Source organism: Congregibacter sp. (genome assembly GCF_047617445.1).
In the GTDB taxonomy this organism is placed as follows: domain Bacteria; phylum Pseudomonadota; class Gammaproteobacteria; order Pseudomonadales; family Halieaceae; genus Congregibacter.
This window is the reverse complement of sequence record NZ_JBLGBE010000022.1, coordinates 23,280-45,922: the sequence shown is the minus strand read 5'-3', so window position 1 is coordinate 45,922 and position 22,643 is coordinate 23,280. Positions and strand designations below refer to the sequence as shown.

The 22,643-nt window shown below is 51.2% G+C and carries 23 protein-coding genes, 1 tRNA gene and 1 pseudogene; 12 read left to right on the top strand and 13 right to left on the bottom strand.

The annotated features are described in order from the left end of the window. The 4 genes from ACI9KD_RS07490 to ACI9KD_RS07475 form a co-directional block, all read left to right on the top strand. Window positions 1–877 (top strand): homocysteine S-methyltransferase family protein (locus ACI9KD_RS07490; protein ID WP_414980537.1); only part of this gene is annotated, 877 nt, incomplete at its 5' end. A 70-nt stretch (window positions 878–947) separates the two neighbouring features. Next, window positions 948–1,667 (top strand): IS6 family transposase, encoded by a 720-nt coding sequence (locus ACI9KD_RS07485; protein WP_414980536.1) that lies wholly within the window; start codon window positions 948–950, stop codon window positions 1,665–1,667. A gap of 159 nt (window positions 1,668–1,826) precedes the next feature. Continuing rightward, window positions 1,827–2,450, top strand: coding sequence for a DUF1294 domain-containing protein (locus tag ACI9KD_RS07480; RefSeq protein WP_414980535.1), 624 nt, complete (start codon window positions 1,827–1,829; stop codon window positions 2,448–2,450). A gap of 611 nt (window positions 2,451–3,061) precedes the next feature. Beyond that, entirely contained in the window at window positions 3,062–4,054 is a 993-nt protein-coding gene (locus ACI9KD_RS07475; protein ID WP_414980534.1) for a reverse transcriptase domain-containing protein, read from the top strand. On the opposite strand, the gene ACI9KD_RS07470 is transcribed toward ACI9KD_RS07475, so the two are convergent. From ACI9KD_RS07470 to ACI9KD_RS07460, 3 genes are all read right to left on the bottom strand, one after another. Continuing rightward, on the bottom strand, window positions 4,001–4,564 hold the full coding sequence (locus ACI9KD_RS07470) for a PEP-CTERM sorting domain-containing protein (protein WP_414980533.1): 564 nt from the start codon (window positions 4,562–4,564) through the stop codon (window positions 4,001–4,003). The two genes, ACI9KD_RS07475 and ACI9KD_RS07470, sit on opposite strands and share 54 nt — an antisense overlap. A gap of 402 nt (window positions 4,565–4,966) precedes the next feature. Next, a complete protein-coding gene (locus ACI9KD_RS07465) occupies window positions 4,967–5,293 on the bottom strand; it encodes a hypothetical protein (RefSeq protein ID WP_414980532.1) in 327 nt (108 codons plus the stop codon). Between the two features lie 21 nt (window positions 5,294–5,314). Then, entirely contained in the window at window positions 5,315–6,211 is an 897-nt protein-coding gene (locus tag ACI9KD_RS07460) for an alpha/beta hydrolase family protein (RefSeq protein WP_414980531.1), read from the bottom strand. A 367-nt stretch (window positions 6,212–6,578) separates the two neighbouring features. Between ACI9KD_RS07460 and ACI9KD_RS07455 the strand changes: the two genes are divergently transcribed. The 5 genes and pseudogenes from ACI9KD_RS07455 to ACI9KD_RS07435 all read left to right on the top strand — a co-directional run bounded on the left by ACI9KD_RS07455 (window position 6,579) and on the right by ACI9KD_RS07435 (window position 11,289). Then, window positions 6,579–7,250: a response regulator transcription factor gene (locus tag ACI9KD_RS07455; protein WP_414980530.1), complete on the top strand. Its 672-nt coding sequence runs from the start codon at window positions 6,579–6,581 to the stop codon at window positions 7,248–7,250. Beyond that, the gene (locus ACI9KD_RS07450; RefSeq protein WP_414980529.1) at window positions 7,231–8,520 is read left to right on the top strand and encodes a sensor histidine kinase; all 1,290 of its coding nucleotides are present in this window, start codon (window positions 7,231–7,233) and stop codon (window positions 8,518–8,520) included. Before ACI9KD_RS07455 ends, ACI9KD_RS07450 begins: the two co-directional genes overlap by 20 nt. Before the next feature lie 168 nt (window positions 8,521–8,688). Further along, complete coding sequence (locus ACI9KD_RS07445; RefSeq protein WP_414980528.1) at window positions 8,689–9,549, top strand: hypothetical protein; 861 nt, start codon at window positions 8,689–8,691, stop codon at window positions 9,547–9,549. A 72-nt stretch (window positions 9,550–9,621) separates the two neighbouring features. Continuing rightward, entirely contained in the window at window positions 9,622–10,506 is an 885-nt protein-coding gene (locus ACI9KD_RS07440) for a sterol desaturase family protein (RefSeq protein ID WP_414980527.1), read from the top strand. A 95-nt stretch (window positions 10,507–10,601) separates the two neighbouring features. Beyond that, window positions 10,602–11,289 (top strand): annotated as a pseudogene (locus ACI9KD_RS07435) (IS6 family transposase). 670 nt (window positions 11,290–11,959) lie between these two features. Here the strand turns inward: ACI9KD_RS07435 and ACI9KD_RS07430 are convergent. Further along, a complete protein-coding gene (locus ACI9KD_RS07430) occupies window positions 11,960–13,300 on the bottom strand; it encodes an amidohydrolase family protein (protein ID WP_414980526.1) in 1,341 nt (446 codons plus the stop codon). A 164-nt stretch (window positions 13,301–13,464) separates the two neighbouring features. Further along, the gene (locus tag ACI9KD_RS07425; RefSeq protein WP_414980538.1) at window positions 13,465–13,995 is read right to left on the bottom strand and encodes an IS6 family transposase; all 531 of its coding nucleotides are present in this window, start codon (window positions 13,993–13,995) and stop codon (window positions 13,465–13,467) included. Between ACI9KD_RS07425 and ACI9KD_RS07420 the strand changes: the two genes are divergently transcribed. Further along, a complete protein-coding gene (locus ACI9KD_RS07420) occupies window positions 13,888–14,241 on the top strand; it encodes a hypothetical protein (protein ID WP_414980525.1) in 354 nt (117 codons plus the stop codon). The genes ACI9KD_RS07425 and ACI9KD_RS07420 overlap by 108 nt on opposite strands. 109 nt (window positions 14,242–14,350) lie before the next feature. Here the strand turns inward: ACI9KD_RS07420 and ACI9KD_RS07415 are convergent, their stop codons facing one another. The 5 genes from ACI9KD_RS07415 to ACI9KD_RS07395 are packed head-to-tail and all read right to left on the bottom strand — an operon-like array spanning window position 14,351 to window position 19,220. Continuing rightward, entirely contained in the window at window positions 14,351–15,253 is a 903-nt protein-coding gene (locus tag ACI9KD_RS07415) for an alpha/beta hydrolase (RefSeq protein WP_414980524.1), read from the bottom strand. Between the two features lie 59 nt (window positions 15,254–15,312). Then, complete coding sequence (locus tag ACI9KD_RS07410) at window positions 15,313–16,767, bottom strand: flavin-containing monooxygenase (protein ID WP_414980523.1); 1,455 nt, start codon at window positions 16,765–16,767, stop codon at window positions 15,313–15,315. Further along, window positions 16,767–17,222, bottom strand: coding sequence for a DUF3237 domain-containing protein (locus tag ACI9KD_RS07405; protein ID WP_414980522.1), 456 nt, complete (start codon window positions 17,220–17,222; stop codon window positions 16,767–16,769). Before ACI9KD_RS07405 ends, ACI9KD_RS07410 begins: the two co-directional genes overlap by 1 nt. A 12-nt stretch (window positions 17,223–17,234) precedes the next feature. After that, window positions 17,235–18,455: a cytochrome P450 gene (locus tag ACI9KD_RS07400; protein ID WP_414980521.1), complete on the bottom strand. Its 1,221-nt coding sequence runs from the start codon at window positions 18,453–18,455 to the stop codon at window positions 17,235–17,237. A 9-nt stretch (window positions 18,456–18,464) separates the two neighbouring features. Beyond that, entirely contained in the window at window positions 18,465–19,220 is a 756-nt protein-coding gene (locus tag ACI9KD_RS07395; RefSeq protein WP_414980520.1) for an SDR family NAD(P)-dependent oxidoreductase, read from the bottom strand. Window positions 19,221–19,327: 107 nt separating this feature from the next. On the opposite strand from ACI9KD_RS07395, the gene ACI9KD_RS07390 reads away from it, so the two are divergent. Next, window positions 19,328–20,023 (top strand): TetR/AcrR family transcriptional regulator, encoded by a 696-nt coding sequence (locus ACI9KD_RS07390; RefSeq protein ID WP_414980519.1) that lies wholly within the window; start codon window positions 19,328–19,330, stop codon window positions 20,021–20,023. 211 nt (window positions 20,024–20,234) lie between these two features. Here ACI9KD_RS07390 and ACI9KD_RS07385 read toward each other — a convergent pair whose 3' ends face one another. Together ACI9KD_RS07385 and ACI9KD_RS07380 are read right to left on the bottom strand one after the other, a co-directional pair. Then, window positions 20,235–20,915 (bottom strand): DUF4956 domain-containing protein, encoded by a 681-nt coding sequence (locus tag ACI9KD_RS07385; RefSeq protein WP_414980518.1) that lies wholly within the window; start codon window positions 20,913–20,915, stop codon window positions 20,235–20,237. A gap of 139 nt (window positions 20,916–21,054) precedes the next feature. Further along, window positions 21,055–21,240: a hypothetical protein gene (locus tag ACI9KD_RS07380; RefSeq protein ID WP_414980517.1), complete on the bottom strand. Its 186-nt coding sequence runs from the start codon at window positions 21,238–21,240 to the stop codon at window positions 21,055–21,057. Window positions 21,241–21,461: 221 nt separating this feature from the next. On the opposite strand from ACI9KD_RS07380, the gene ACI9KD_RS07375 reads away from it, so the two are divergent. After that, on the top strand, window positions 21,462–22,385 hold the full coding sequence (locus ACI9KD_RS07375) for an alpha/beta hydrolase family protein (RefSeq protein ID WP_414980516.1): 924 nt from the start codon (window positions 21,462–21,464) through the stop codon (window positions 22,383–22,385). Between the two features lie 156 nt (window positions 22,386–22,541). Here ACI9KD_RS07375 and ACI9KD_RS07370 read toward each other — a convergent pair. After that, a tRNA-Ile gene (locus ACI9KD_RS07370) sits at window positions 22,542–22,618 on the bottom strand. Window positions 22,619–22,643 lie beyond the last annotated feature (25 nt).

Genomic DNA, 22,643 nt, shown 5'->3' with positions numbered 1-22,643 from the left:
ATTACTTGATGGAGGCAGGGGGCAAGAATTATTGCGCAGAAGCTCACGTGTAGTTACTCCTATGTGGTCTGCTGACATCATGTTGAACGAGCCAATGCTAGTCAGAGATTTGCATCGTGAGTTTATTGATAGCGGTGCTCGCGTCATCACCCTGAATACCTATACTGCGACACCGCAACGCTTAAGACGAGAAAACCAATTCAGTCAATTAAAAAACCTTCATCAGCACGCCATGAATGCAGCTAAAGAAGCAATAGAATTGGCCCAGTGCAATACTGTAGCCATAGCGGGCTGCCTGCCCCCATTGGTTGCTAGTTATCGTCCTGACGTATCCTTATCCTTCGAAGACTCGCTGGCTACTTACCGTCAACTTGTTGAACTCCAAGCACCGGCTAGCGATTTATTTATATGCGAAACAATGTCGTCAATAACCGAGGCACGTGCCGCCTGCACTGCCGCACTTGAAAGTGGTAAACCTGTTTGGGTGGCATTAACGGTCAGTGATGAACATCCTGGGCAATTACGTGGTGGAGAATCCTTAGTTGATGCCCTTCTAGCACTTGAGTCATTTGATACCCAAGCAACCTTGTTAAACTGCAGTCAGCCTGAAGCAATATCTGCTTGTTGGCCGTTCTTGAAAATGAAACATCATAAGATCGGAGCGTATGCTAATGGTTTTTTATCGGTAGACTCATTATATCCCGGCGATACTGTCGAAGAACTAGAAGTTCGACAAGACATGAGCCCAGAACAATATGCAGATCACGCTATGACATGGGCCAAAAACGGGGCATCAATTATTGGTGGTTGCTGTGAAATTGGACCAACACATATTAAAGCGTTGTTTAACAGATTATGCAGCGAAGGATTTATCTAAGTAGACATTGTGATCTACCTAGATAAAGGGTACTGCCAAGTTAACTCGCCCTACTTGCTAGAATCGATGGATGAATACATACAAACGCCACAGATTCCCGCCCGATATCATTTCCTACGCCGTTTGGCTCTACTATCGCTTCAATCTAAGCCATCGCGATATCGAGGATCTACTGGCTGAACGAGGCATCACGGTCAGCCGAGGAGCAATCTGCCTGTGGTACCCAAAGCACTCGCTACGCTCATGGGGCAGGCCCTGCATCAAGTTCGGAGCTATCTATTCCCGCCGCCTTAAGCGAAAGCACAGCGGCTATGGCGATACCTTTTACATCGATGAAGTCTTCGTCAAGATAAACGGCAATCAGCATTATCTCTGGAGAGCAGTCGACCAAGGTGGTGAAGTCCTTGACGTATATCTTCAATCAAGGCGTTGTGGTGCCGCTGCTAAGCGTTTCTTTACGCGTTTGCTGAGACGTCATGGCGGTGAGCTCAGGAAAATTGTGACCGACGAATTGCGAAGCTTCGGAGTCGCACATCGAGAACTGATTCCAGAGACGATTCACAGTACAAATCGGTATGAGAATAACCGGGCGGAGCAATCTCACGACGCGACAAGAGTTCGGGAACGAGGGATGCGTAAGTTCAAATCAGTTGGTCACGCGTGCAAATTTCTGGGTGCACATCTTGCCGTCTTTAATCTCTTCAAGCTCGGCCGGCATTTAGTCCATGCTCAGTACTACCGCGAGCTCAGGATGAATGCGTTCGCTGAATGGAGCCGGGCAGTAGCTTGACCGTGGAGAGCAGATTTCTCAGATCAAGAGAAGTTAATTTGCCAATACCATTTGGAGGGCTCGCTCGATGCCGTGGAAAGAGTGTGACTTGTCGGCCTGTATGTACGGTGTCCCTGCACCGAACAGCAAACTGCGGTTCGCGGTATTCGGGAGTCTACAATGCGCGGTAAAGGCACGCTGACGACCTGGAACGATGAGAAGGGCTTCGGATTTATCGAACCCTTTGACGGCGGTGCACGCCTGTTTATTCACATCAGCGCCTTTTCCTATCGTGGATGTCGACCGGAAAGAGGAACAGTGGTGACCTACACCATCTCCGGCGATGAAAAAGGTCAGCCACGCGCCGTAGAGGCGACGCTCGCCGGGGTGTCTGTGCCGAAGCAGCGCGAAGCGAACCATGATGGCGTGGTGCTCGCAACAGTCGTCGCAGCGCTGTTCCTGATGGTCGTTGCCGTCGGAATTTTCTCGACCGAGGGCCTTCTGGTGCTGCTGCCGTATTACGCCGTAGTGAGTATCGTGACGTTTCTCGCCTACTACATCGACAAATCAGCCGCAAAGCGCGGTGGTTGGCGTACCGCCGAGCAGAACCTGCACCTTTTGTCACTGATTGGTGGTTGGCCGGGTGGGTGGATTGCCCGCCACTGGTTCCGTCACAAGACTCGCAAGCAACCATTTCGCATTGTGTTCTGGGTGACCGTTGTCGGTAATGTTGCCGGGCTGTTGTGGCTGCTAACTTCGCAGGCTGCGTCTGAGTTGCGTTCTGCTCTGGGAGGCATGCTGTGATGACACCGATCGTGAGCCGGAGCCGCTGTATATGTTCATTCGTAGCAGCAGGCAAGGTGGCGGTCCTGCTGTATCTGGCGCATTGGACGGCATCTGGCCGTTCAGCTTCTGCCTGACTGCGGCTATGACCGGCCACTATGCTTCGCCCACCGATCCACAGTCGATCGGTCAAGCGCATAGAAAAGCTATATAAAACACGAAGATGGTGGGCCCAGCAGGACTTAAACCTACGGCCTATCGATTATGAGGATGGAGGAGAGGGTCGCTGCCCTCGCAGCAAGGTGAAGAAAGGTAAGCAATTTTCTCTGCCATCGACGCGGGCTGAGGTCGAGTCCGAACCTATCCCGAACGTGACGTGCCAGTTGGAGAGGGGAGTAGGGACGCAGGACCAAGAAACGTAAGGGCTTTCGCCGTACCGAACACCGAACGATTCCCGAATTGGTCGAAGGGTGTTGTCGGTGTCTATCTAGTGCCTGGCAGTAAAAGCGGACGTTCAGCAGGCCCCGATCTGCGGCTTTCGAGAGTCAAAAACCGGCCATCACGCGACCGTCGTAATTCCCCCACAAAAGACCGCTTCCGCCTAGCAAGGGTCTTAAAGCTAGGCTGGAGCAGTGATCAACGCAAAACACATTGATGATGCCTACCTGGGGTTATGCCAGCAGCGTCGCAACCATCCTGACAATGCCGATATCTGGCATCTGCGCTTTCACTGGCGATCGGAAAGAGCGTGGATCATGCAATCCATCGCAGAGGGCGATTACACCTTTGCGCCTTTACAGCGCATCACCAAGGCCGACGGTACGGTGATTCATCTATGGCGTTCTGGCGACGCTTTAGTGCTCAAAGCCTTGACGCTGGCAATAACACCGCTCCTGCCTATCTCTCCTCGCTGCACTCATGTAAGCGGCAATGGCGGGCTGAAGTACGCAGTGCGTGATGTGCAAGAACATCTCGCTGCTAACGAGTTTGTCATGCGCACCGACGTGAAGTCGTTCTATGAATCCATTAACCACCACCTGATGCTGGAAAAACTGGCTGTCTACATCAAGGATCGCTTTACCCTGAATCTGCTATGGCAGTCCATGCACCGCTGCGTAGAACGGGGCGGCTTGTTTCGGGATATCAATCAGGGCGTGCCCCGCGGCTGCCCGTTGAGTCCTTTACTCGGTGCTTTCTTTCTGGGGGGACTGGATGAAGCATTGGAGCAGCAGGGCGTGTTCTACGTGCGTTACATGGATGACATTTTGATCATGAGCAAGCGACGCTGGGGACTGCGCAGAGCCATCAGGCAGCTAAACGAAATCTTCAATGCGCTTGGATTGGAGCAACACCCCGATAAGACCTTTATCGGGCGTATTGACAAAGGATTTGATTTTTTGGGTTATCACTTCGGCCGAACAGGTCTACAACTGGCGGCAAAGACGATAGCTAACGCGGTAGAGAAAATGCATCGGCTTTATGAGCAAAAGCAAACGGCCCCCGAAGGAGCCGCTGCGCTTGATGATTATCTCACCCGCTGGGTTCGTTGGACGACAGCGGGACTGTGCGGTTTAACCGTGGTTATGACGTTTCCGGCGACTCCAGACAAGTCCAGCCAAAACTAAACCCAAGAGCGCTATTGTGGGTGGGGTAGGGACAACGGTTCCGCGCTTCCTCCACTCTCCAATCTCAACGTAGTTGAAATTAACGGTCGCAAGAAAGGGTGAAACCACCAGTGAATCACCCAAATCCGGGAAGCGGAAAAACCAATCCGGAAACTCCCTACTCCCTGTCAAAGTGGTTATGCTCCCGCCGTCGTCCGAAAACGTCCAATTAACATTTGAGAGGAGGTCAACAGACTCATCCAGTGACCACGGCCCAAATGCCGCGCCGGGGGCAAGCCCAAGTGTGAAGGTAAACAGGAATGACTCAATTCCTGTGGTGGCATCGGAAAAGCTCCCCCCTGGTGCATAACCCAAATCAGCGAAAGCTATCTCACCTTCGAAGACCTGCCCGGTGGGGTTACATGCAGCCCCCGCATCAGTGCAAACCCAATCAAAGATGACCGTTGCATTGGCCATCTGACAGAATCCGCCTACTAACAGACTTAAAATCAATACTTTCAAAACTTTCATCTCATCATTCCATAAGTCGTTATTAACAGAGAAAATCGCAGAACACCGCAAATCCTGTGCAATTTTCATGCTCATAGTAAAAATAGACACGTAAAGCTGTTATTTACCTATTTCGCCTATTCGAGCCATGAGCCTGACTGTAAAGAATCCTGACGCTGGGCTAATGTCCTCAACGAGGTGGATGCAGCCGAAATTGATCCTGAGATAAAACGAATGCTTCGAGTTGCGAAGGGGGCAATCCACTTGAGGCTGAACGGCCGCTTTCGAGAATGCCTCCCGCCCGCGATGCGCATTTGCTGCTGACGGCGTACTAGGACATATTGGCGCAGCGGGCCGCATGGGGGGCAGTAGCTAGGAATGTTCCTGCGGCTTCCCGACAGTGAACCCGAACCAATCTCTAGCTCAAGATGTCGGTTGATGGTTGGATGTGCTTATGAGCTCTGCCTCGAGGGCCATCGCCTTAAGTCGAGAGATGGCAAGTTCTGGTGTCATCTCTACCGATTCGACCAACGCCATCACGCGGTCTGTTGAGTTTTCATCGATCAACCCACCTGCCACACAAACTGCCGCAAGCTGGGAGAGCTCGTCAAGGTCAGCGCAGTCTTCGGGATGGTTTCCTCTTATGGCACTGAGTCGAGGCGTCAACGATTCAATTAGCTCAGCTCTAACGTTATCTTGAGCAGCGCCTGAGCGAATGAACTTCGCAGCGCCGTATCCCGCTACACCCATTATTACTGCTGGTGCAATGCGTTAGGGATTTTCCACAGGGACTGATTCATCTGTCTTTGAAAGGGATCTATCGCCGATCAAAACCCCTTGACGATTGATCCACTCGCCTAAAGCTGGCAGAAAACCTGGCGCCAGGGCCGCTTCACCCTCCCACATTAGCTTTAGCCAAAACAAAAGCCCAGGCGTTTGCTGATTGAAACTATTTGCCCTCAGCAGTCCGTGGGTAGCATTTCGGATGATCGATATCTGCAAATTGTCTCGATCCCGAAAAAGCTTAGTTAGCTTCTTTTCGGTTTCAAAAATATCTACGTTTAGGTCCTGGTCACCCAGTAAGATCAACAACGGCTGTCTAAGGTTTTTGTAATCACTGTAAGCGTTGACTTCGAAATTTTTTGCGACAAAGCCGTATCGCTGTTCGGACATCAGGTTTGGTGCCTCCATATTCTGTTTCCGAAATTGCCGATACCCCTGCCCTTCCCTGAGTCTGCGAATCTCTTCGAGATGTTGCTCATAAGCAGAATCAATTTCCGCTGGCGTTTTGCCCTCTGACATAAGTCGTCGCTCACCTAAATACCACGATTGGCTTATCCAATCGATTGCAAACCCAATACCAACAACGAATCCGATTTCGGAATTATCATTCGCAACTGCTGGTACAACCCATCCGGCCTGGCTAAATCCCAAAAGCCCTGTCTGCCTCCCCGTATAACCGTATTTTTTTCGAATAAAATGAATGGCTGCTCGCAGTTCGGATTGTCTGTCCAGCATCGACTGCTCCAGCCACTCACCGGATGATGCGCCCACTCCGGGTTTACTCCAGCTGAATATGGCAAAACCCCGTTTGCGCAGAAAATTCCATATCAACGGGTAGTAGCCTTCAGCCTGATAGTTGAGAGGGCCATCCCCATGAACAAACACGATAACGCCTTTGTAGTCTGTGGGATGCGTCGGCAGTAAATGGACAGCCTCCAGCCGATTGTCGCCATTGTGAAAGAACACCTCTTCGGCCGCGGCAGCGGCGCTGTAGAAGATCAAGGCAAGCCACATTAGGGATATATAAAGACAGTATTTTGCTCTTCTCAACATAAACCAATATTCCTCTTACGAGAGATGCCCATACGCATAGTGCAGGATTAATAACCTGCAGAGGCTCTGCCCTGACAGTTCATGACAAAAAGCACCTTCAGATGACAGGTTTCTAAGCCGTAAACGATATGACAGCGGACTGCGGTGCTAAACTCTAGTTCGAACTACGACTGCGTGATTTCTCTCTTAGGGTGCCTTTATGGCCAGCATTTTGATTGTCGAAGATGACGATAAAATCGCTCGCACTATCAAGCGTTATCTTCAAATTGAAGGCCATATCGTAGAGTCCGTTTTAACGGGCGAAGATGCAGTAGAGGCTATTCGTGCACAATCACCTGAATTGGTAGTGCTGGATTTGATGCTGCCCGGCATTGACGGTATCGCAGTTTGCGACACGGTGCGACCTGCGTTTCGCGGCGTCATTTTGATGCTCACAGCTAGTGAAAATGAGTCAGATGAGTTGATGGCGTTAAACAGTGGCGTTGATGATTTTGTCTGTAAGCCAGTTCGACTTCCCGTTTTGGTAGCGCGAATCAATGCACACTTACGACGGGTAGAACGCGGAGCTGCCCCGATACAAATTCAAGCAGGCGCTTTGCTGCTAAATAGGTCCCAGCGAACAGTCAGACGCAGTGGAGAGGAAATCCTTCTGTCAGAGACGGAATTTGAAGTCATCTGGACGCTGGCACTGAACCGGAGTGAAGTAGTGACACGAGACAAGTTATTCGAGTCAGTATTGGGACGTTCCTACGACGGAATGGATCGTTCGATTGACATGCAAATCGCGGGCATAAGGAAGAAGCTAGGCGACTCAGAAAACCCACCCAAGTACATTCGTTCATTACGCGCACGTGGCTACCTACTCCTCTGACATGCATTCACTGTTTGTTCGCATCACAGCATTCTTACTGCTCACCTTGGTCATCGGGCTAGCACTTCTGATCTATGTCGGAGTCAGTTCTTATACAGATCAACTGCTACAGCGGCATGCCAAAGAAACGACTCGGGCACACGCAGTCCTTGTGAGGGATTTACAAGTAACGCCGAAGACCGGCTGGCCGAAATCTATCGCACGGGTAGAGTCGTTTTTGGATTACCAAATCGACTTCGTCGACGTGGGCAATGATATGGAGTCTCCCATCATCAACCACACCAGCTCTACATTCCGTGGTGATACCGTAGAGGCTTTGCATGCGATTAGTGAAGGGGACTCAAACTGGATTCGCTATGCACACACGTACGAGTCAAGCTATGGGCTGGATGACATACTGTTGCTTGCATTGCTATTCGTTGCTACTCCGCTAGTTCTTTTCTTTACACTGCGGCCAATCGCCAGAAAAATTACGGACCTGAGTCAGGTGGCACGCGCCTATGCCGACGGAAAACTAGATGAACGTTCTCTACTTTCGGCGCCTGTGCCGTTAGAAGAATTGGCTAGCGACCTGCACGGCATGGCCATGGCTTTGCAGCGGAAGATTCAAGAGCAGCAAGTCATGACGCATGCGATTTCCCACGAGTTGAAAACCCCACTGACTCGGTTGCGGATGGCAAATGATCTGGCTCTGCGGGAAAATACTCCGGGATCAGCGAGGGCCTACCTTGAAGAGTCGGATGAGGATCTCACTATGCTCGAGAAAATCATGGCGGAGACGCTCACGCTCTCCCGTCTCTCGTTTCAAGGTGAACCGCTGGCGCTCACTGCGATCGCGCTGCTCGACGTGATTAAAGAAGTGACCGATGAATGCCCAACACAAGGACGCGCTCTAGAGGTAGATGTACCGCTAGACTCGACCGTATTGGCGACTAGAGACGCAGTCAAACGAGTGTTTTCAAACCTTCTTGTGAATGCGATTCGATATTCGAAACATCGGATTCGTATCTCTACGCAAGTGCAAGGAAATCAATCCCTGACCACCATCGAAGACGATGGGGCAGGCATTAATTTTGAGGACCGCGAAAAAGTCTTTATGCCGTTTGGGCGAGCCGAAAAAGGTCGATCGCGGATCACCGGCGATACCGGCATGGGATTAGCTATCGCTGCTCTGCTTGTTCAAAAGTGCAACGGGCGAATTTGGGTCGACGATTCGCCTATCGGCGGTGCACGTTTCTACGTGTCGCTGCCGGTGCCTCCAGCCGAATAGACGTAGGGCCTCCGCTTACCGTAACGCAACAAAACCTGACAAAGCCACACGGTCTCTGACTGAAAGCACCCGTGGCGATCGTTACAGTTGCGCTCTTGAAATAACTCAAGCGTTATCGATCAGCCAATCGACGTATCGGTCGATTTTCCTTGGCAGCACGGAGCCCCTATGACCCTACTACTTCAGTTTCAGATTTTCGGCCGAACAAAACCCATCAAGGCGTTCTTCGCAATCATCTTGCAAGTGTGCGCAATCATGCTTTCCAGCTCAAGTAATGCAGATGTTTTAGTTACTACACCTGTAAAAAATAGTTACGTAGTTTCTGCTTTCGGTTCTTCTATCGGGACTATCGAAGTGATTCGCGAACAGGCGATGGCAGGGGATGCGCTAATTAGTCATCAGTCGGTGGTGGTTGCGTTGCATTTTGAAGTCGGCGGGAAGTCCTATTCATTTACCGTGGACAGCAAGGTCGCTCACGATGAGATTGGCATACAGGACTACACCCACAACATTCACGAAAACGATAAGCATTTTCTGACGACTGGTCGGAGAGTCGACGGGAAGCTGTGGCTACGCACCGAGCAAATACATACTGAGACGCAACTGGAGGATAAGGCGCTTACCGATGTCGCCATGGGAGTGGCGTCGCAATCGATACCATATCTCGGTCTTATCACTGACTTGTTAAGCACCAACAGTGATCGATCGGCACTCATTCCGATGAACGAATTTGACACAACTGAAGATGGTTTTTTTGCAGCACTGTCTGACCTCAAGCCGAACGCACGCGAACAACAGTACCGAGTGCTCAATACGGAAACTTTGGAAATCAATAAGACAACCGTCACTGACCCACGGGAAGACGTAGTGGTAACAGGTGGAAAAAAATATCGGTGTCTCAGAGTCGATATTGATTCGAAGGATCATACCCGCACGGCGTGTATCGCCCGTGACGCATTAGGCGGATATCTGGTTTCGCAATCAGGAACAGACAAGGACGGCCCGTACAGCATTCGGCTTGTTCGGTAAACCACGGAAAATTTAGAGAAGAATCACGCACCAGCCTGAGTGCCATCGTAAACACATACAAGAGAAACCAACATGGATCTGATTGAAATAGAGTTCGCTTCATATGCGTCGCTGCTCCAAGTCGTCGAATTTTCGAGTCTTGCGTTCCTTATCGCACTAGTCTCTGAAACCGTTTGGGATACTGTAAGAGGTAAGCGAAAACTTCCTGGGGATACCGTTGCGAATTCTGTGATCGCAGTGGTGACTGTATTGTTGGAGCGGACGATTTATGGGGTCGCGTTCATCATTGGGCTCGTGTTAATAACCCCCTTCGTCAGTTTCGAACTGCCACACGGCTGGTGGATTTTGCCCTCCGCTATTGTGGCGGCTGATTTCTCTTACTACTGGATGCACCGTTGTGAGCACAAAGTCCGTATATTTTGGGCGAACCACAGCGTGCATCACTCGTCACGGGAATTCAATTTCACCACAGCACTTCGTGTCTCGTGGATGGATGGGCTGATTGAGTGGCTGTTTTTTATCCCGATGATTCTGCTTGGTTTTAGTGTGGTGGAAACGGTTGTCGGGTTGGTGATCGTCGTTGCATACCAAAGTTGGATTCACACCGAGAAGGTAGGAAAGCTCGGGTGGCTAGATAAGGTGTTCAACACGCCTTCTGTTCACCGGGTCCACCATGGAACGAATGCGCGGTACGTTGACAAAAACTACGGCGGCATTCTGATTGTTTGGGACCGGCTTTTTGGAACCTTCGAGCCAGAGGAAGAAAGGGTGATCTATGGGCTCGACAAACCCATCACATCGCACAATCCGCTGATCATTAATTTCAAGGAGTACCTCGTGATCTTTCGTGATGTGAAGCGCGCAACTAATTTGGCTTCGGCATTGGGGTACGTGTTCCGCCATCCGGGCTGGAATCCCGAGCCTCCTGTGTTGGCTGGGTCAAAGACCGACGCGTGACCCATAGCGCTGTTAACAACCCCTTTGGACAACAAGCGTGCTTTCCTCGCCCGGGTACTGGCAAGTTAACAGCCCGAAGTTGGTAGACTCGGCGAATGAATGCCTACAAACGCCACCGATGCCCACCCGACATGATTTCCTATGCAGTGTGGCTCTACTATCGATTGAATCTCAGTCACTGCGATATCGAAGACTCGCTCGCTGAACGGGGTATAACCGTCACCCGCGAATCAATTCGCCTCTGGTGTATCAAGTTCGGAGCCATCTATACACGTCGCTTTAAGCGAAAGCATCGGGGCTACGGCGACACCTTCTACATTGATGAAGTATTCGTCAGAATCAACGGCAAGCAACACTACCTGTGGAGAGCCGTAGACCAGGACGGGGCGAAGTCGTTGATGTGTATCTGTGCAGGTAAAGCGAGATGGGGCCGCCGCTGAGCGCTTCTTCAGGCGGTTGCTCAGATCACATGGTGAGGAGCCCAGGAAGATCGTGACCGATAAGTTGCGAAGCTATGGAGTAGCTCATCGAAAGCTAATTCCAGATACGATCCACATTACCCAACAGTATGAGAATAATCGGGCAGAGCAATCTCATGAGGCGACCAGGGTGCGGGAGCGAGGGAGGCGCAAGTTCAAGTCTGTTGGTCAGGCTCGGAGATTTGTCACCGCACATGCCGCAGTCAGTAATCTGTTCAATCTCGGTAGGCCTTTAGTCCGTGCTCAGCACTACGGCAATCTCAGGATGAATGCGTTCGCTGAATTGAGCCGGGCAGTAGCTTGAGCGTGGAGAGCAGATTTCTCAGATCAAGAGAAGTTAATTTGCCAATACCCCGGAATGGGCTATCTCTGCCTGGTTACGGATGCAAGTCGCATTTGTGGATGTTGCAGAGAGGTCGCTCACCTACCGACTCCAGTCTATGAGTCAGCACCCATAGTCGAGTGGTCAGTGCGGCCATAAGCCTATGAAAATTAGAAAGATGGTGGGCCCAGTAGGACTTGAACCTACGACCTATCGATTATCAGGATGGAGGAGAGGGTCGCTGCCCTCGCAGCACGGTGAAGAAAGGTAAGCAATTTTCTCTGCCATCGACGCGGCCTGAGGTCGAGTCCGAACCTATCCCGAACGTGACGTGACGTGACGTGCCAGTGGGAGAGGGGAGTAGGGACGCAGGACCAAGAAACGTAAGGGCTCTCGCCGTACCGAACACCGAAGCATTCCCGAACGGATAGGGTGGTGTCGGTTTTGTCGGTACCGATCTGGTGTCTGGCAGCAAAAGCGGACGTTCAACAAGCCACGATCTGCGGCTTTCGAATGGCAGCAACCGCCGCCATCACCCGACACCCGTAATTCCCTTGCAAAAGACCGTTTTCCCCGTACTTTGAGACATTAGTCTGGTGCTGCAGTGATTAGGCGACAGTTGTTAGTGGCGATAGCCGTGCCGTCGTCCCCCTTAGCGTACTTTCCAACCGTATTGAGGACCGTTGTGGAAGAAGTCCATAGGGGCGACGACGCCGTCGTGCTTGAAAACCAGGCCATCCTTCATGACAAACGATACATTGCGAAGTGCATAAATATCCTCCAGCGGGTTCCCACGAACGGCAATGATGTCGGCCGCAAAACCTTCTCGTATGGGCCCTCGTTCGTTTTCCAGCTCACTTATTTCGTAGCCGTTTGTCGTCAGGACTTTGAGAATTTCGGCGTCCGGAATGCCCGCTGCCTTCCATGATTTCAGGAATTCGATGGTCAGTTCGCCACGGTTGAGGCCTGGAATGAAGTAATCCGCATCAGTGGAGAATGCAAGTTTTACACCCTGGTTGTAGGCATCTCTCAGCATGGTTACGCGACGCTCCCAGCGCTCATCACTCACGCGGGACCAGTCCGCTTTTGGTGTCTCGGTACCCACGCGCCATACACCCTTTGCGACCATAAGAGCGTGGATTTCCGGATCCATCGCATTGTCATGCTCAATGGACCATAGACCTGCTTCAATCGCGCGCAGGGCACCTTCCCGCGTCTGCACGTGCCCGGACACTTTCTGTCCGGCATTCGCTGCCTCACTCACGAACAGCTTTAATTGCTCAGCGGTGTAGGGGTAGGCCTGGCAGTCCACACATACTTTTATGACCTTGGCGCCGTAGTGAATGTTGCGCCGTATGGCCTTGACGATTTCGTCATTGGTGTCGGCATTCAGGTATTCCGGGTAAACCGTGTCTTCGCGCTCCGGAGTTTCGTGGAACTGGCCGCCAAACGCACCGATGATAATGCCTGAATTGATGATGGTTGGGCCGGGCACCCAACCCTGGGCGATGGCCTTACGCAGGGCGGTATCGGCGTAGAGACCGTTGTTGCCCAGATCCCGCACAATGGTGAATCCCGAGGAGAGCTTTTGGAATCCCGTGGAAAAGGCCTGGATGGCCCGGATGGCCGTCGAATCCATAAGCGTAGTGAAGTAATAAGTATTGCTCTCCGGCTCTTCCTTGTAAGTGAGGGCCAGATGATCATGGGCATCGACGAGTCCCCCGAGCAAGTAATGGTCGCTTAGGTCGATGACCTCGGCACCCTCGGGAATCTCTGCATCGGCACCTATGGCCACGATCGTCCCACGGCCACTACTGTTGTCGCGTTCAATCACTATGATCTGGTTGGACGCCACCGTTCCCGTGGATGTGTCAATGAGGTGGCCCGCTCGGATCGCGGTGACGCTCAGTTCCTGCGCCATGGTCCGGGTGACACCCGGGATTGCAAACAAGAGAAGACAAAATGCATAACGGGAGATTGTTGAGGCGTTCATAGCATAGGTACCAATGCGTGGGTGGGTGGGTGAAATAGCTCGGTTGGCTGATGGAGTATAAATTAACCTAAGTCAAAGTACTCCCTGCTGCGCTGCCAGCCATTGATCGCACTTGGGTATCGACAACTTAACTTCTTGAGATCAAAAGAATCTGGCTCTTGGCCTCAAGCAACCGCTCTACTCCATTCTCCGAACGCACTTATCCTGAGATTCCGATAGTGCTCCGCCCGGACCAGATGCCGCCCCAAATTGAATAGGTTAGAAACGGCCGCATGTGTAGTGGCGAACCTCTGCGCCTGCCTCACCGACTTAAATCGCCGCATCCCTCGCTCCCGCACCCTAGTCGCCTCGTGTGACTGTTCCACCCGATTATTTCCATACTGCTCAGTGCTATGAATCGTGTCAGGAATCAGTTCCCGATGAGCAACACCATAGCTTCGCAATTTGTCCGTAACAATCTTCCTGGGCTCTTCATCGTGGCTTCGCAATAAGCGCTTGAAGAAGCGTTTCGCAGCAGCCCCATCCCTCTTGACCTGGAGGAATACATCAACCACCGCACCGTCTTGGTCAACTGCCCGCCATAGATAATGCTGCTTACCGTTAATTTTGACAAAGACCTCATCGATGTAGAAGGTGTCGCCATAAGACCGATGGTTTCGCTTCAACCGACGGGCGTACAACGCTCCGAATTTGATGCACCACAGGCGGATGGACTCGCGGCTGACAACGATGCCTCGCTGGGCCTACAGGTCTTCAATGTCTCGATGGCTAAGGTTGAAACGATAGTAGAGCCAGACGGCGTAGGAAATGATGTCTGGTGGGAATCGGTGGCGCTTGTATGTATTCATCGCCGGATCATCTCATTTCAGCGAGTTAAGTTGGCAATACCGAAAGTCGGACGGGTAGAACCCGCACCGAATCCTTTTAAACCGGAACTGTAAACTATGTGTCCGGTATAAAGTGTTAAGCACGTCTCCGGTACGGACCAAAATAACAACGTTCACTGAGGTTCGGGTAGCGCTCTTAAACATTTCAGCGAGCTCCATTCACCTACTTTAAGAGCATTCTCTGAATCTCACCGCCAAGTCTTTTGATAGCTTCGCGTGCTTGAGGCAACATGGGCCAAAAATACTGGAATACATGAAACATATCAGGATAAACATCGATTCTGGCAGAAACGCCATGCCCCAAAGCCCTGGTGGCGATCAGGTGACTATCATCGAGGAGGATTTCCTTATCACCCACTTGAACGTAGAGTTGGGGCAACCCCGCCAAATCTGAATGTATTGGCGACAACGACGGTCCTGCCGCCTGCGATGAACCTTGGTACAGCCCAGCGAAGTAGAGTAATTGCTCTTTGGTCAACATAGGATCGCTGCTTGCCCGGCTTACATAGCTTTTGGTCGAAGCCGTCAAATCCAACCAAGGTGATAGAAGAACAGACCCGGCAGGCAGGGCATCACCCGCATCTCGAAGCGCCAGAATCAAACTCATTGCCAGGCCGCCGCCAGCACTGTCGCCTGCGACCACTATGTCTGCCGGCGATAGATTCTCTATTCTGCATAAACCACTAAACGCTGCAAGACCGTCATCGACCGAAGCTGGGAAAGCATGCTCGGGCGCTAATCTGTAGTCCACCGACCAAAGTGTGACGCCTGCATCGATCGCTATACGCGCCATTAAATGACGATGCGACAAAGAAGATCCAACCACATAACCGCCACCATGAAAATACAGGATTGCCTTACCCGCTGTGGCAGCTTTCGGTGTGATCTTCATACAGGGAATGTCGCCCAACGAAACCGACACGATATCGTGAGGCTCATCGGGAAGAGGCATCGCTAGCCCGCCTTCTTCAAACGCCGACCGCTGTTGCTCCAAACTAAGATCTTGGGGTGTGTCTTTCTTCTGCTGAGAGAGCATGCGAAGAACTTCTTGCAAATCATCGTCCAATAGCCATCACCTCTTTTGTGTCCGCTTTCGTAACACGCAAGCTCCGGTTCAACGCAGTTTTAGTGTGTAACGCTGAACTCCTCCAAGCGCGGCGCCTTGAGCTCTTCTCTAAAACGCGCGCCCGTAAAGGGCCAGGCCGACGGTATGCCCTTTTTGCCTGTGTACCAGTTAGTGCAACCAGAGACCCAAATGGTATCTGGCATTGCCGCATACACCATCTTGTTGAACTCATCAGTGGCCTGTGTCGTGGCCTCTACTGTGCGAACACTCCCCTGCCCAGCCCACGCAATACACTCGATAATGTAATCAATTTGTGTCTCGACAATACTAATAGCCGAGAAATTGCCGATGGGGCTTTGCGGTCCCAATGTGAAAAAGAAGTTCGGAAACCCAGGAACGGCCACCGTGCGCAGTGCAAAAGGGCCTTCGGACCATAGATCATTGAGCTGGACACCGTCCTTGTTCTTTAAGTTCATCGGCCTGAAATAAGCGTGCGCGTCGTAGCCTGTAGCAAGCACCAGTACATCGAGCTCATGCTGCTGCCCATCCTTCGTAAAAACCGTGTTGCCCGATATTTTTTCGATGTCGCCATCCGCTATCGACACGTTCTCCTTCTGGATAGACGAGTAGTACGAATCACTCATCACTAATCGCTTGCAGAGCGGTTCAAAATCAGGCGTTAAGCGCGCTCTCAAATTAGGGTCTTGAACAGACTCCAGATTTTTCTTACATGCCCAACCCATCAAACGACGTTGCCAGCCGGGTTTTATCACCGCCTTGGCAAAAAGATTTTCGAAAGTCACTCGGTAGAAGAAGTGGCCAAAGCGGGCAATACTCGGAAACCACTTGGCCAAAGTTTTCTCAGCCGATGAATACTCTCGATCTGGTAATGGGAAAACCCATTGCGGCGTTCGTAAGAATATCGTCAAGCTCAACTTAAGCTTAGCCAAATTGGACATGATCTGAGCGCCGGTGGATCCCGTTCCAATAAGTCCAACCCGCTTACCTTCGAAACTTACGGAATGGTCCCATCGGGCAGAATGAAAACAGTCACCTTCGAACTCATCTAGGCCGGCGATATCCGGATAGGTCGGGTTGAACAAAAGACCGCAGCACGCGACGACAAAATCAACAATCAGCGTTTCTCCGTCCTGCAAGGTGACGGTCCATTGTTTCCCATCATGCTGGCAATCAACGACCTCTTTATCGAAGGAGATAAACTGATGTAGCGCGTGTTTTTTGGCCACATCCACCAAATACTGCTGAATCTCACTTCCCTGTGGTAATCGAGCCGTCCAGTTGGGATTGGGTTCAGACTTATACGTGTAGTAGTGCGAGGGTACGTCACAGGCAATCCCTGGATACGTATTGACTCGCCAGGTACCACCAACATCAGGACCTTTTTCATAGACTCTAAAGTCTGTAAAGCCCGCCTCAATCAATCGGATCGCGGCGAGCATGCCCGACATTCCGGCACCAACGATGAGTATTTTTGGTTGCCGTTGAGGAGCCATTACAAAACCTCAAAAATGTCGTAAACGACGCGACCGCCGCCAAAACTACGCATAGATCCAATGGTCGCGATATCGTTTAACCATGCATATTTGTCTGACTGCGTTTCGAAATAGGGCGTAGCACGAAAATACATGTCATTGCCGTCGATTTCGTCACCCGATTCGAGTCGCTCCGCCAATCCCTGGTCCATCCGCAAGACCCCGTTATAAAAGCAATGCACGGCCGATCCGTCATCGGCCTCAAACAACAAACGCACATCCAACTTCCAGTTGCCATTAGGCTGCAGTCGTATCCAATCCCCACCCGGACCAATGAGTTTTGCATTAAACCTTGGGCTTTCAATCCACGCGGTTTCTACGTTAAACACCATCAGATTGTCCAAGGGCATTTTTGCTTCGGGAATCGTGCCATGCATCGTACATAACCAACGGGTTTTAAGTTCTAGATCTGCCATTTTCCGGTCCTCTTAGTTGAACGTGATTGGATAGGAAGCCATTACTCTGAAGAACGAGGGCGACCACTCGATCTCCCCTGGCTGCACGTTGAGTCCCTCGGTGCGCTGCGCAAACTGATTGAAAACGTGGCGCGCCTCCATTTTTGCCAGCCTATTGCCCAGGCAAAAATGCTGCCCTCCACCAAACGCCTGATGCGCCACGTCGGTGCGGGTGATATCAAACTTGTCTGGCTCATCAAAACGATCGGGATCTCGATTGGCCGACGCCAACAACTGCCAGATAACCGCGTTAGCTGGCAATGTTTTGCCGCCCACAACATAGTCTTCTTCAAGCACTCGCCAATTGAACATGATTGGGGTATCAAAGCGCAGACACTCATTGGTGGCGTTTGTTATCAGAGAAGGGTCCGTGCGCAGCTTATTAAGTTGATCGGGGTTCTCGACGAATGCTCGCAACCCATTACCAAGGAGCCCTATCGTCGTTTCGTAGCCAGCAACGATGACGCCAATGGCCTGAATGATCAGTTCTTGATCAGCGAACTGGTCACCTCCTTCCGAGGCTTGAATCATCGAACTTAACAAATCATCACCAAGATTTTTTTTACGTTCCGTAATCAGAGCTCGAAAATAATCTTCCATTGCCGCACCCGCATCACGCGTGCGTTGCTGCACGTCCGGCGGCAAAAACTTGCCAAAAAACGCGTTGGTTCTAGCCGCTGTCCACGCGTTAAACATTGTTCGGTCGGACATGGGAACACCCATAATCTGACAGATCATGCGAGATGGAACTTCGTGTGCTAACGCCGAAATCCCATCCATACCTCCTTGAGACAGTGCTGTATCCAAGGCGCCTTCAACAGTTTTTTGAACTTCGTCCTCCATAAGCTCGACGGTTTTATTGCCAAAGGAATTCTTTAGCAAAGCTCGCAGTCGTCGATGCTCCATACCGTCTTTATTGAGAACGAACTCTTGAAAGCTTCCTTGCGTATCCAGCGGGTCAAAGTTAGGGGACGCGCCATCAGCATCTGTCATGCTTGTTTTGGCGTCCGTAAACACCGCACGCACATCTTCGTAACGACTAATTCGCCAAGTGTTTACCGGTGTCAAGTTCACAGGATCGTTGGCACGTAGCGCAGCTAGTTTCGGATAGGGGTCGTCTCTAAAGTCCGGGTCAAAGAAATCCGCACCACACCAATCACCCATTTGTTCGACAGTATTTTTTTCAGTACTCATATTGCTTTCCTAATGTGCTGTCCAGCCGCCGTCGACCGGCATTGCTGTTCCGGTGACAAAACTCGATTGCTCCGAAAGCAGCCAGCAAGCCGCCTCGGCAATTTCTTGTGGGTTTGCCAGTCGCTTGAGCGCCGACATAGACGCAAGGATCTCTTCGGTCACTCCGGCATCCACCAAATTCTTTAAGATGGGTGTGTGAGTGGCTCCCGGGCAAATCGCGTTGATCCGAATATTCTCGCTGGCGACCTCCAGGGCGGCAGCTTTTGTCATGCCGATAACCGCATGTTTGGTCCCTGCATACGGCCCCTGCATGGCTAAACCGACCAAGCCGGCAACCGACGCGTTGTTCACGATGGCACCGCCGCCGTAGCTTCTCAAAGCGCTGATCTGAAACTTCATACACAGCCAGACGCCCTTCATATTGATCCGGACGATACGATCAAACTCATCTTCCGTTACCTGATCAATGGGTTTAGCTATTAAGCCGATACCGGCATTGTTAAAAGCACCGTCTAGTCCCCCAAGCACCTCGATAGACTGTCGCACCGCCGCTTCGACGGACACTGCGTCTCCCACATCAACATTACAGACGCTTACCAGTTGCCCACGCCCCGCCGAAGCCGCAAGTTCGTTGCACGGTTCCGTATTGATATCCCAGAGCGCGAGCGATGCGCCTCGTGCCATCAATAGCTCAGCAGTTGCTCTACCGATACCAGTCCCTGCGCCAGTAACTATGATTCTTTTGCCTTCGATGCTGTGAGACATGTTTTAATTTCTGACCTTGTTGTTGTTAGGCTTACATTTAAACAATTAGATTAATTAATCTAATATTTGTTATTAATAGTCTATTATTTTTTTCGAGTCAAGCCGTTATGCCTAAACAAAAAAATTCCGCGACGCGCCTCAAGGCCCCACGATTAGGAAACCGTGAGCGCATCATTGAGGCCGCCATTGAGTTGATGAATATCTATGGTTCGAGTGTCGGCACTGCGCAAATCGCCGATCACACAGGGATTAGTCCTGGCAGCCTTTATTACCACTTCCGTGATTTTTCGGACATTGCACTTGTAGTGTTTGACCGAATGAGAACCGAACTAGCGGCTACCCTGGCCATGCCTCCATTTGGAGCCATTAGTGCGCCACAACTCGTCGCCTACTACTCTGGAGGTGCACAAGTTCTATGGCGATATCGTTTTGCTGTGTCAGCAGGTCGTGAACTGACAAGTCGCAATTCAGACCTGGCCGAGAGCTATCGTGACTTCACCCTCGATGGCATAGAGGCCGTCAGGTGCATTTTGGAAAACGTTTTTGAACACCATCCGGGCGGTATTCGAGTGTCAAAATCAGACTGCGCTCTATTGGCAGAGAACAGCTGGGTTTTGTGGAGCGCTTGGCCACGCCATGCAGAAACCAAGAACAGATCCAGCAGAACCAGTGCACCTGAGATAGCCAAAGGTCTACAGCAAGTCGCCATGACCATCGCGCCCTACCTGGATCGCAAATACTATGATGCAGTGAACGACGGCTTAATCACTTACGTATCAAGCCTTGAGGGCAAATTTGATTGAATAGCGTGCTATCGATCAAAGGGGTACTGCCAAGTTAAGTGCCTCAAATTGATAGACTCGGCCCATGAATACTTACACGCGCCAGCGATTCCCGCCTAACATCTTCAGCTACGCAGTCCGGCTCTACTACCGATTCAACCTTAGCCATCGTGATATCGAATACCTTCAGTCCCGACGTGATGGTGCAGCCGCAAAGTGCTTCTTCAAGGAATTACTTTGTCAGTAGCGACTTGGCCGCAAGCTTAGCCTTTTGCGCAGCGCGTCGCTGATCATCGACAGGATTCTTCCCATAATCAATCATCCACAAAATGGCGTTGACCAACGAGAAGATCATCGCCATGACCAGCGCCACACCCAAATACCCGATGCCGGCGGCGAGTCCAACGCATATTGCGGCAAAAATGTAGACGCCATCGATAGCCTCGCTAAGGGCGACGCGAAAGCGCACGGCGGCAACGAGCGCCGCCAGACCAAAGGCCAGCGCCAGGCTGTCTTGCACCAATAGCACGACGGTTGCTGCGCAAATTGGCATAAGTAACAGTGCTTGTACGAATACCTTCGAAGGACCTGTTTCAAACCGGGTCGCTGAATAGGTCCAGGTAAGGGGCAGCATAACGAGGATCGTCCCTATCAAGGTTGTGGCTAGCAGCACAATGGTCTGTTTGATGAGTTGGGCTGAAACCCGCGGTTTTGTCGGTTGTAATTGCGGCGTTTCGGCTTCCACGAGCATTGCTCGGGGGGCGACGACTTCGTGAGCCAGGGCATCGTGGCCGCCCAGAGGGAGTAGTTTCAAACTGGGAGAATCTACGTTCAACAGCCAGACGACTGACCCGAGCGTAACCGCAAAGTAAGCAAGGAGAGTGAGAAGCAGTTTTAATGGTGTGGGGTTCATGGCATCTGCTTGATATTAAATTATGTCACTTTATTCTATCTCCGATTGCGGCGAAGGTGGGGGTTGTCCGATGCTGCCAGTCACGCGCCCAGTCCGCTACTCGCGGTTGTGATCATGACGTTGCGCCTACCAACGCTCTCTAGTTGGCGCCTGTATCGGCTTGATCCTCTGACGCCTTCTCATCAGCCGCCCAGATAGCGCCTTTGATGCCCTTTGCGGACGAGGGGGTATCAGCCAGCCAAGCGCCGATGTGGTAACCCGTGATCTCAGCGCGGCTGTCAGCAATCTTTTCAAGCTTGGTCGACATCGGGTTCGTGCGCAGCACTACCGCCATCTTAGGGTAAGTGCGTTCGCTGAATGGAGTAGGGCATTTGCTTGAGCGTGGAGAGCAGATTTCTCAGATCAAGAGAAGTTAATTTGTCAGAACCAAAGTCTTTCAGTACGAAGTCTATCTCCTTAAAAGGTGAAATCCTGTTCAAGCAATTAGCCACGGATAGTTCACCTATTTTTCACCCAGGGAGGCTTAAGGTGCCAGGGAGCCCTTAAATGATAGAGATCACTCTGATGAACAAATATCTGAAATGGACTGGCGCAACTCTGGGCATTATTGCCCTGGTCGGGCTTGTTTATTACGTGACTGTTGCTCGCCTGCCACAGGAAGACTTTTCACAGAGCCAGATACTCGCAGCCTATGAGTATCAAACGGGCTACAGCGACTTCGAGGTGGTCTCATTTACCAATCGGTCCCGTGAATTCACTTTCAGTGGATTTGACGGCGAAACGGTTTACGGACAGTTAACCCTTCCCGATATAGGTACCCCACCATACAAAGTGCTAGTCGGTGTACACGCCATGGGGCGCAGTTATCCGCGCTGGTTTAATGATGTAATTAAGGGACGGCCGACCATCACTCTCGTGGATAAAATTACCGAGCAGGCACTGCAGAAAGGCTATGCGGTGCTTGCCATTGACGCGCGTTATCACGGCAAGCGAAAAGTGCCTGAAAAGCCACTGCGCAGCATCTGGAACGACATGCACTTTTTCGGCGATAAATCAGACTACCAGGACATGATAATCAACACGGTCATTGATAACCGCACGCTAATGGACTGGATTGAAGAACAGACGGAACTGGATGCTAATGATATTACCGTTGCCGGCTACAGCATGGGCGGTCAGGTAAGTCTGATTCTCGGTGCTGTGGATGACCGGATTAAACAGATCGTATCGATAGTGCCGCCATTTATCGATAATAAAATTGCCCAGGCGTCTCCATTAAATCTGGTTTCACTGATTGATCAAGCCAGGGTTCTGATGATTTATGGCGAGTCTGATGATGTGGCCACACCCGAACAAAATCAGAAGGTATTTAATGCCATTACGAGCCAAGACAAGCAAATTGATTCTTTTCCTGGCGATCACATTTTGCCGGTTGAATATGTGGAAAAGGTTGCTAACTGGCTGAGATGATTGGCTCTTCATCATGAACGGGGGACACAGGTGCTCATTAAACTAAGTTTGCGAAGACCGTTTAATGAGGAATCCATCGACGTCCCACGTAGGGCCCCACTAACCGACCCCCAATCGATTGGTCATACTTATAAAAAGCTATATAAAACAAGAAAATGGTGGGCCCAGTAGGACTTGAACCTACGACCTATCGATTATGAGTCGACTGCTCTAACCAGCTGAGCTATGGGCCCGAAGAGGATGTTGCGACGCGCGATT

What these genes read in the sequence shown, in the direction of transcription:
- ACI9KD_RS07485 (WP_414980536.1), top strand. Translation starts at nt 948, where the DNA reads ATGAATACATACAAACGCCACAGATTCCCGCCCGATATCATTTCCTAC.
- ACI9KD_RS07480 (WP_414980535.1), top strand. Translation starts at nt 1,827, where the DNA reads ATGCGCGGTAAAGGCACGCTGACGACCTGGAACGATGAGAAGGGCTTC.
- ACI9KD_RS07470 (WP_414980533.1), bottom strand. Translation starts at nt 4,564, where the DNA reads ATGAAAGTTTTGAAAGTATTGATTTTAAGTCTGTTAGTAGGCGGATTC.
- ACI9KD_RS07465 (WP_414980532.1), bottom strand. Translation starts at nt 5,293, where the DNA reads ATGGGTGTAGCGGGATACGGCGCTGCGAAGTTCATTCGCTCAGGCGCT.
- ACI9KD_RS07455 (WP_414980530.1), top strand. Translation starts at nt 6,579, where the DNA reads ATGGCCAGCATTTTGATTGTCGAAGATGACGATAAAATCGCTCGCACT.
- ACI9KD_RS07445 (WP_414980528.1), top strand. Translation starts at nt 8,689, where the DNA reads ATGACCCTACTACTTCAGTTTCAGATTTTCGGCCGAACAAAACCCATC.
- ACI9KD_RS07440 (WP_414980527.1), top strand. Translation starts at nt 9,622, where the DNA reads ATGGATCTGATTGAAATAGAGTTCGCTTCATATGCGTCGCTGCTCCAA.
- ACI9KD_RS07430 (WP_414980526.1), bottom strand. Translation starts at nt 13,300, where the DNA reads ATGAACGCCTCAACAATCTCCCGTTATGCATTTTGTCTTCTCTTGTTT.
- ACI9KD_RS07420 (WP_414980525.1), top strand. Translation starts at nt 13,888, where the DNA reads ATGCTGCTTACCGTTAATTTTGACAAAGACCTCATCGATGTAGAAGGT.
- ACI9KD_RS07410 (WP_414980523.1), bottom strand. Translation starts at nt 16,767, where the DNA reads ATGGCTCCTCAACGGCAACCAAAAATACTCATCGTTGGTGCCGGAATG.
- ACI9KD_RS07405 (WP_414980522.1), bottom strand. Translation starts at nt 17,222, where the DNA reads ATGGCAGATCTAGAACTTAAAACCCGTTGGTTATGTACGATGCATGGC.
- ACI9KD_RS07400 (WP_414980521.1), bottom strand. Translation starts at nt 18,455, where the DNA reads ATGAGTACTGAAAAAAATACTGTCGAACAAATGGGTGATTGGTGTGGT.
- ACI9KD_RS07395 (WP_414980520.1), bottom strand. Translation starts at nt 19,220, where the DNA reads ATGTCTCACAGCATCGAAGGCAAAAGAATCATAGTTACTGGCGCAGGG.
- ACI9KD_RS07390 (WP_414980519.1), top strand. Translation starts at nt 19,328, where the DNA reads ATGCCTAAACAAAAAAATTCCGCGACGCGCCTCAAGGCCCCACGATTA.
- ACI9KD_RS07385 (WP_414980518.1), bottom strand. Translation starts at nt 20,915, where the DNA reads ATGAACCCCACACCATTAAAACTGCTTCTCACTCTCCTTGCTTACTTT.
- ACI9KD_RS07375 (WP_414980516.1), top strand. Translation starts at nt 21,462, where the DNA reads ATGATAGAGATCACTCTGATGAACAAATATCTGAAATGGACTGGCGCA.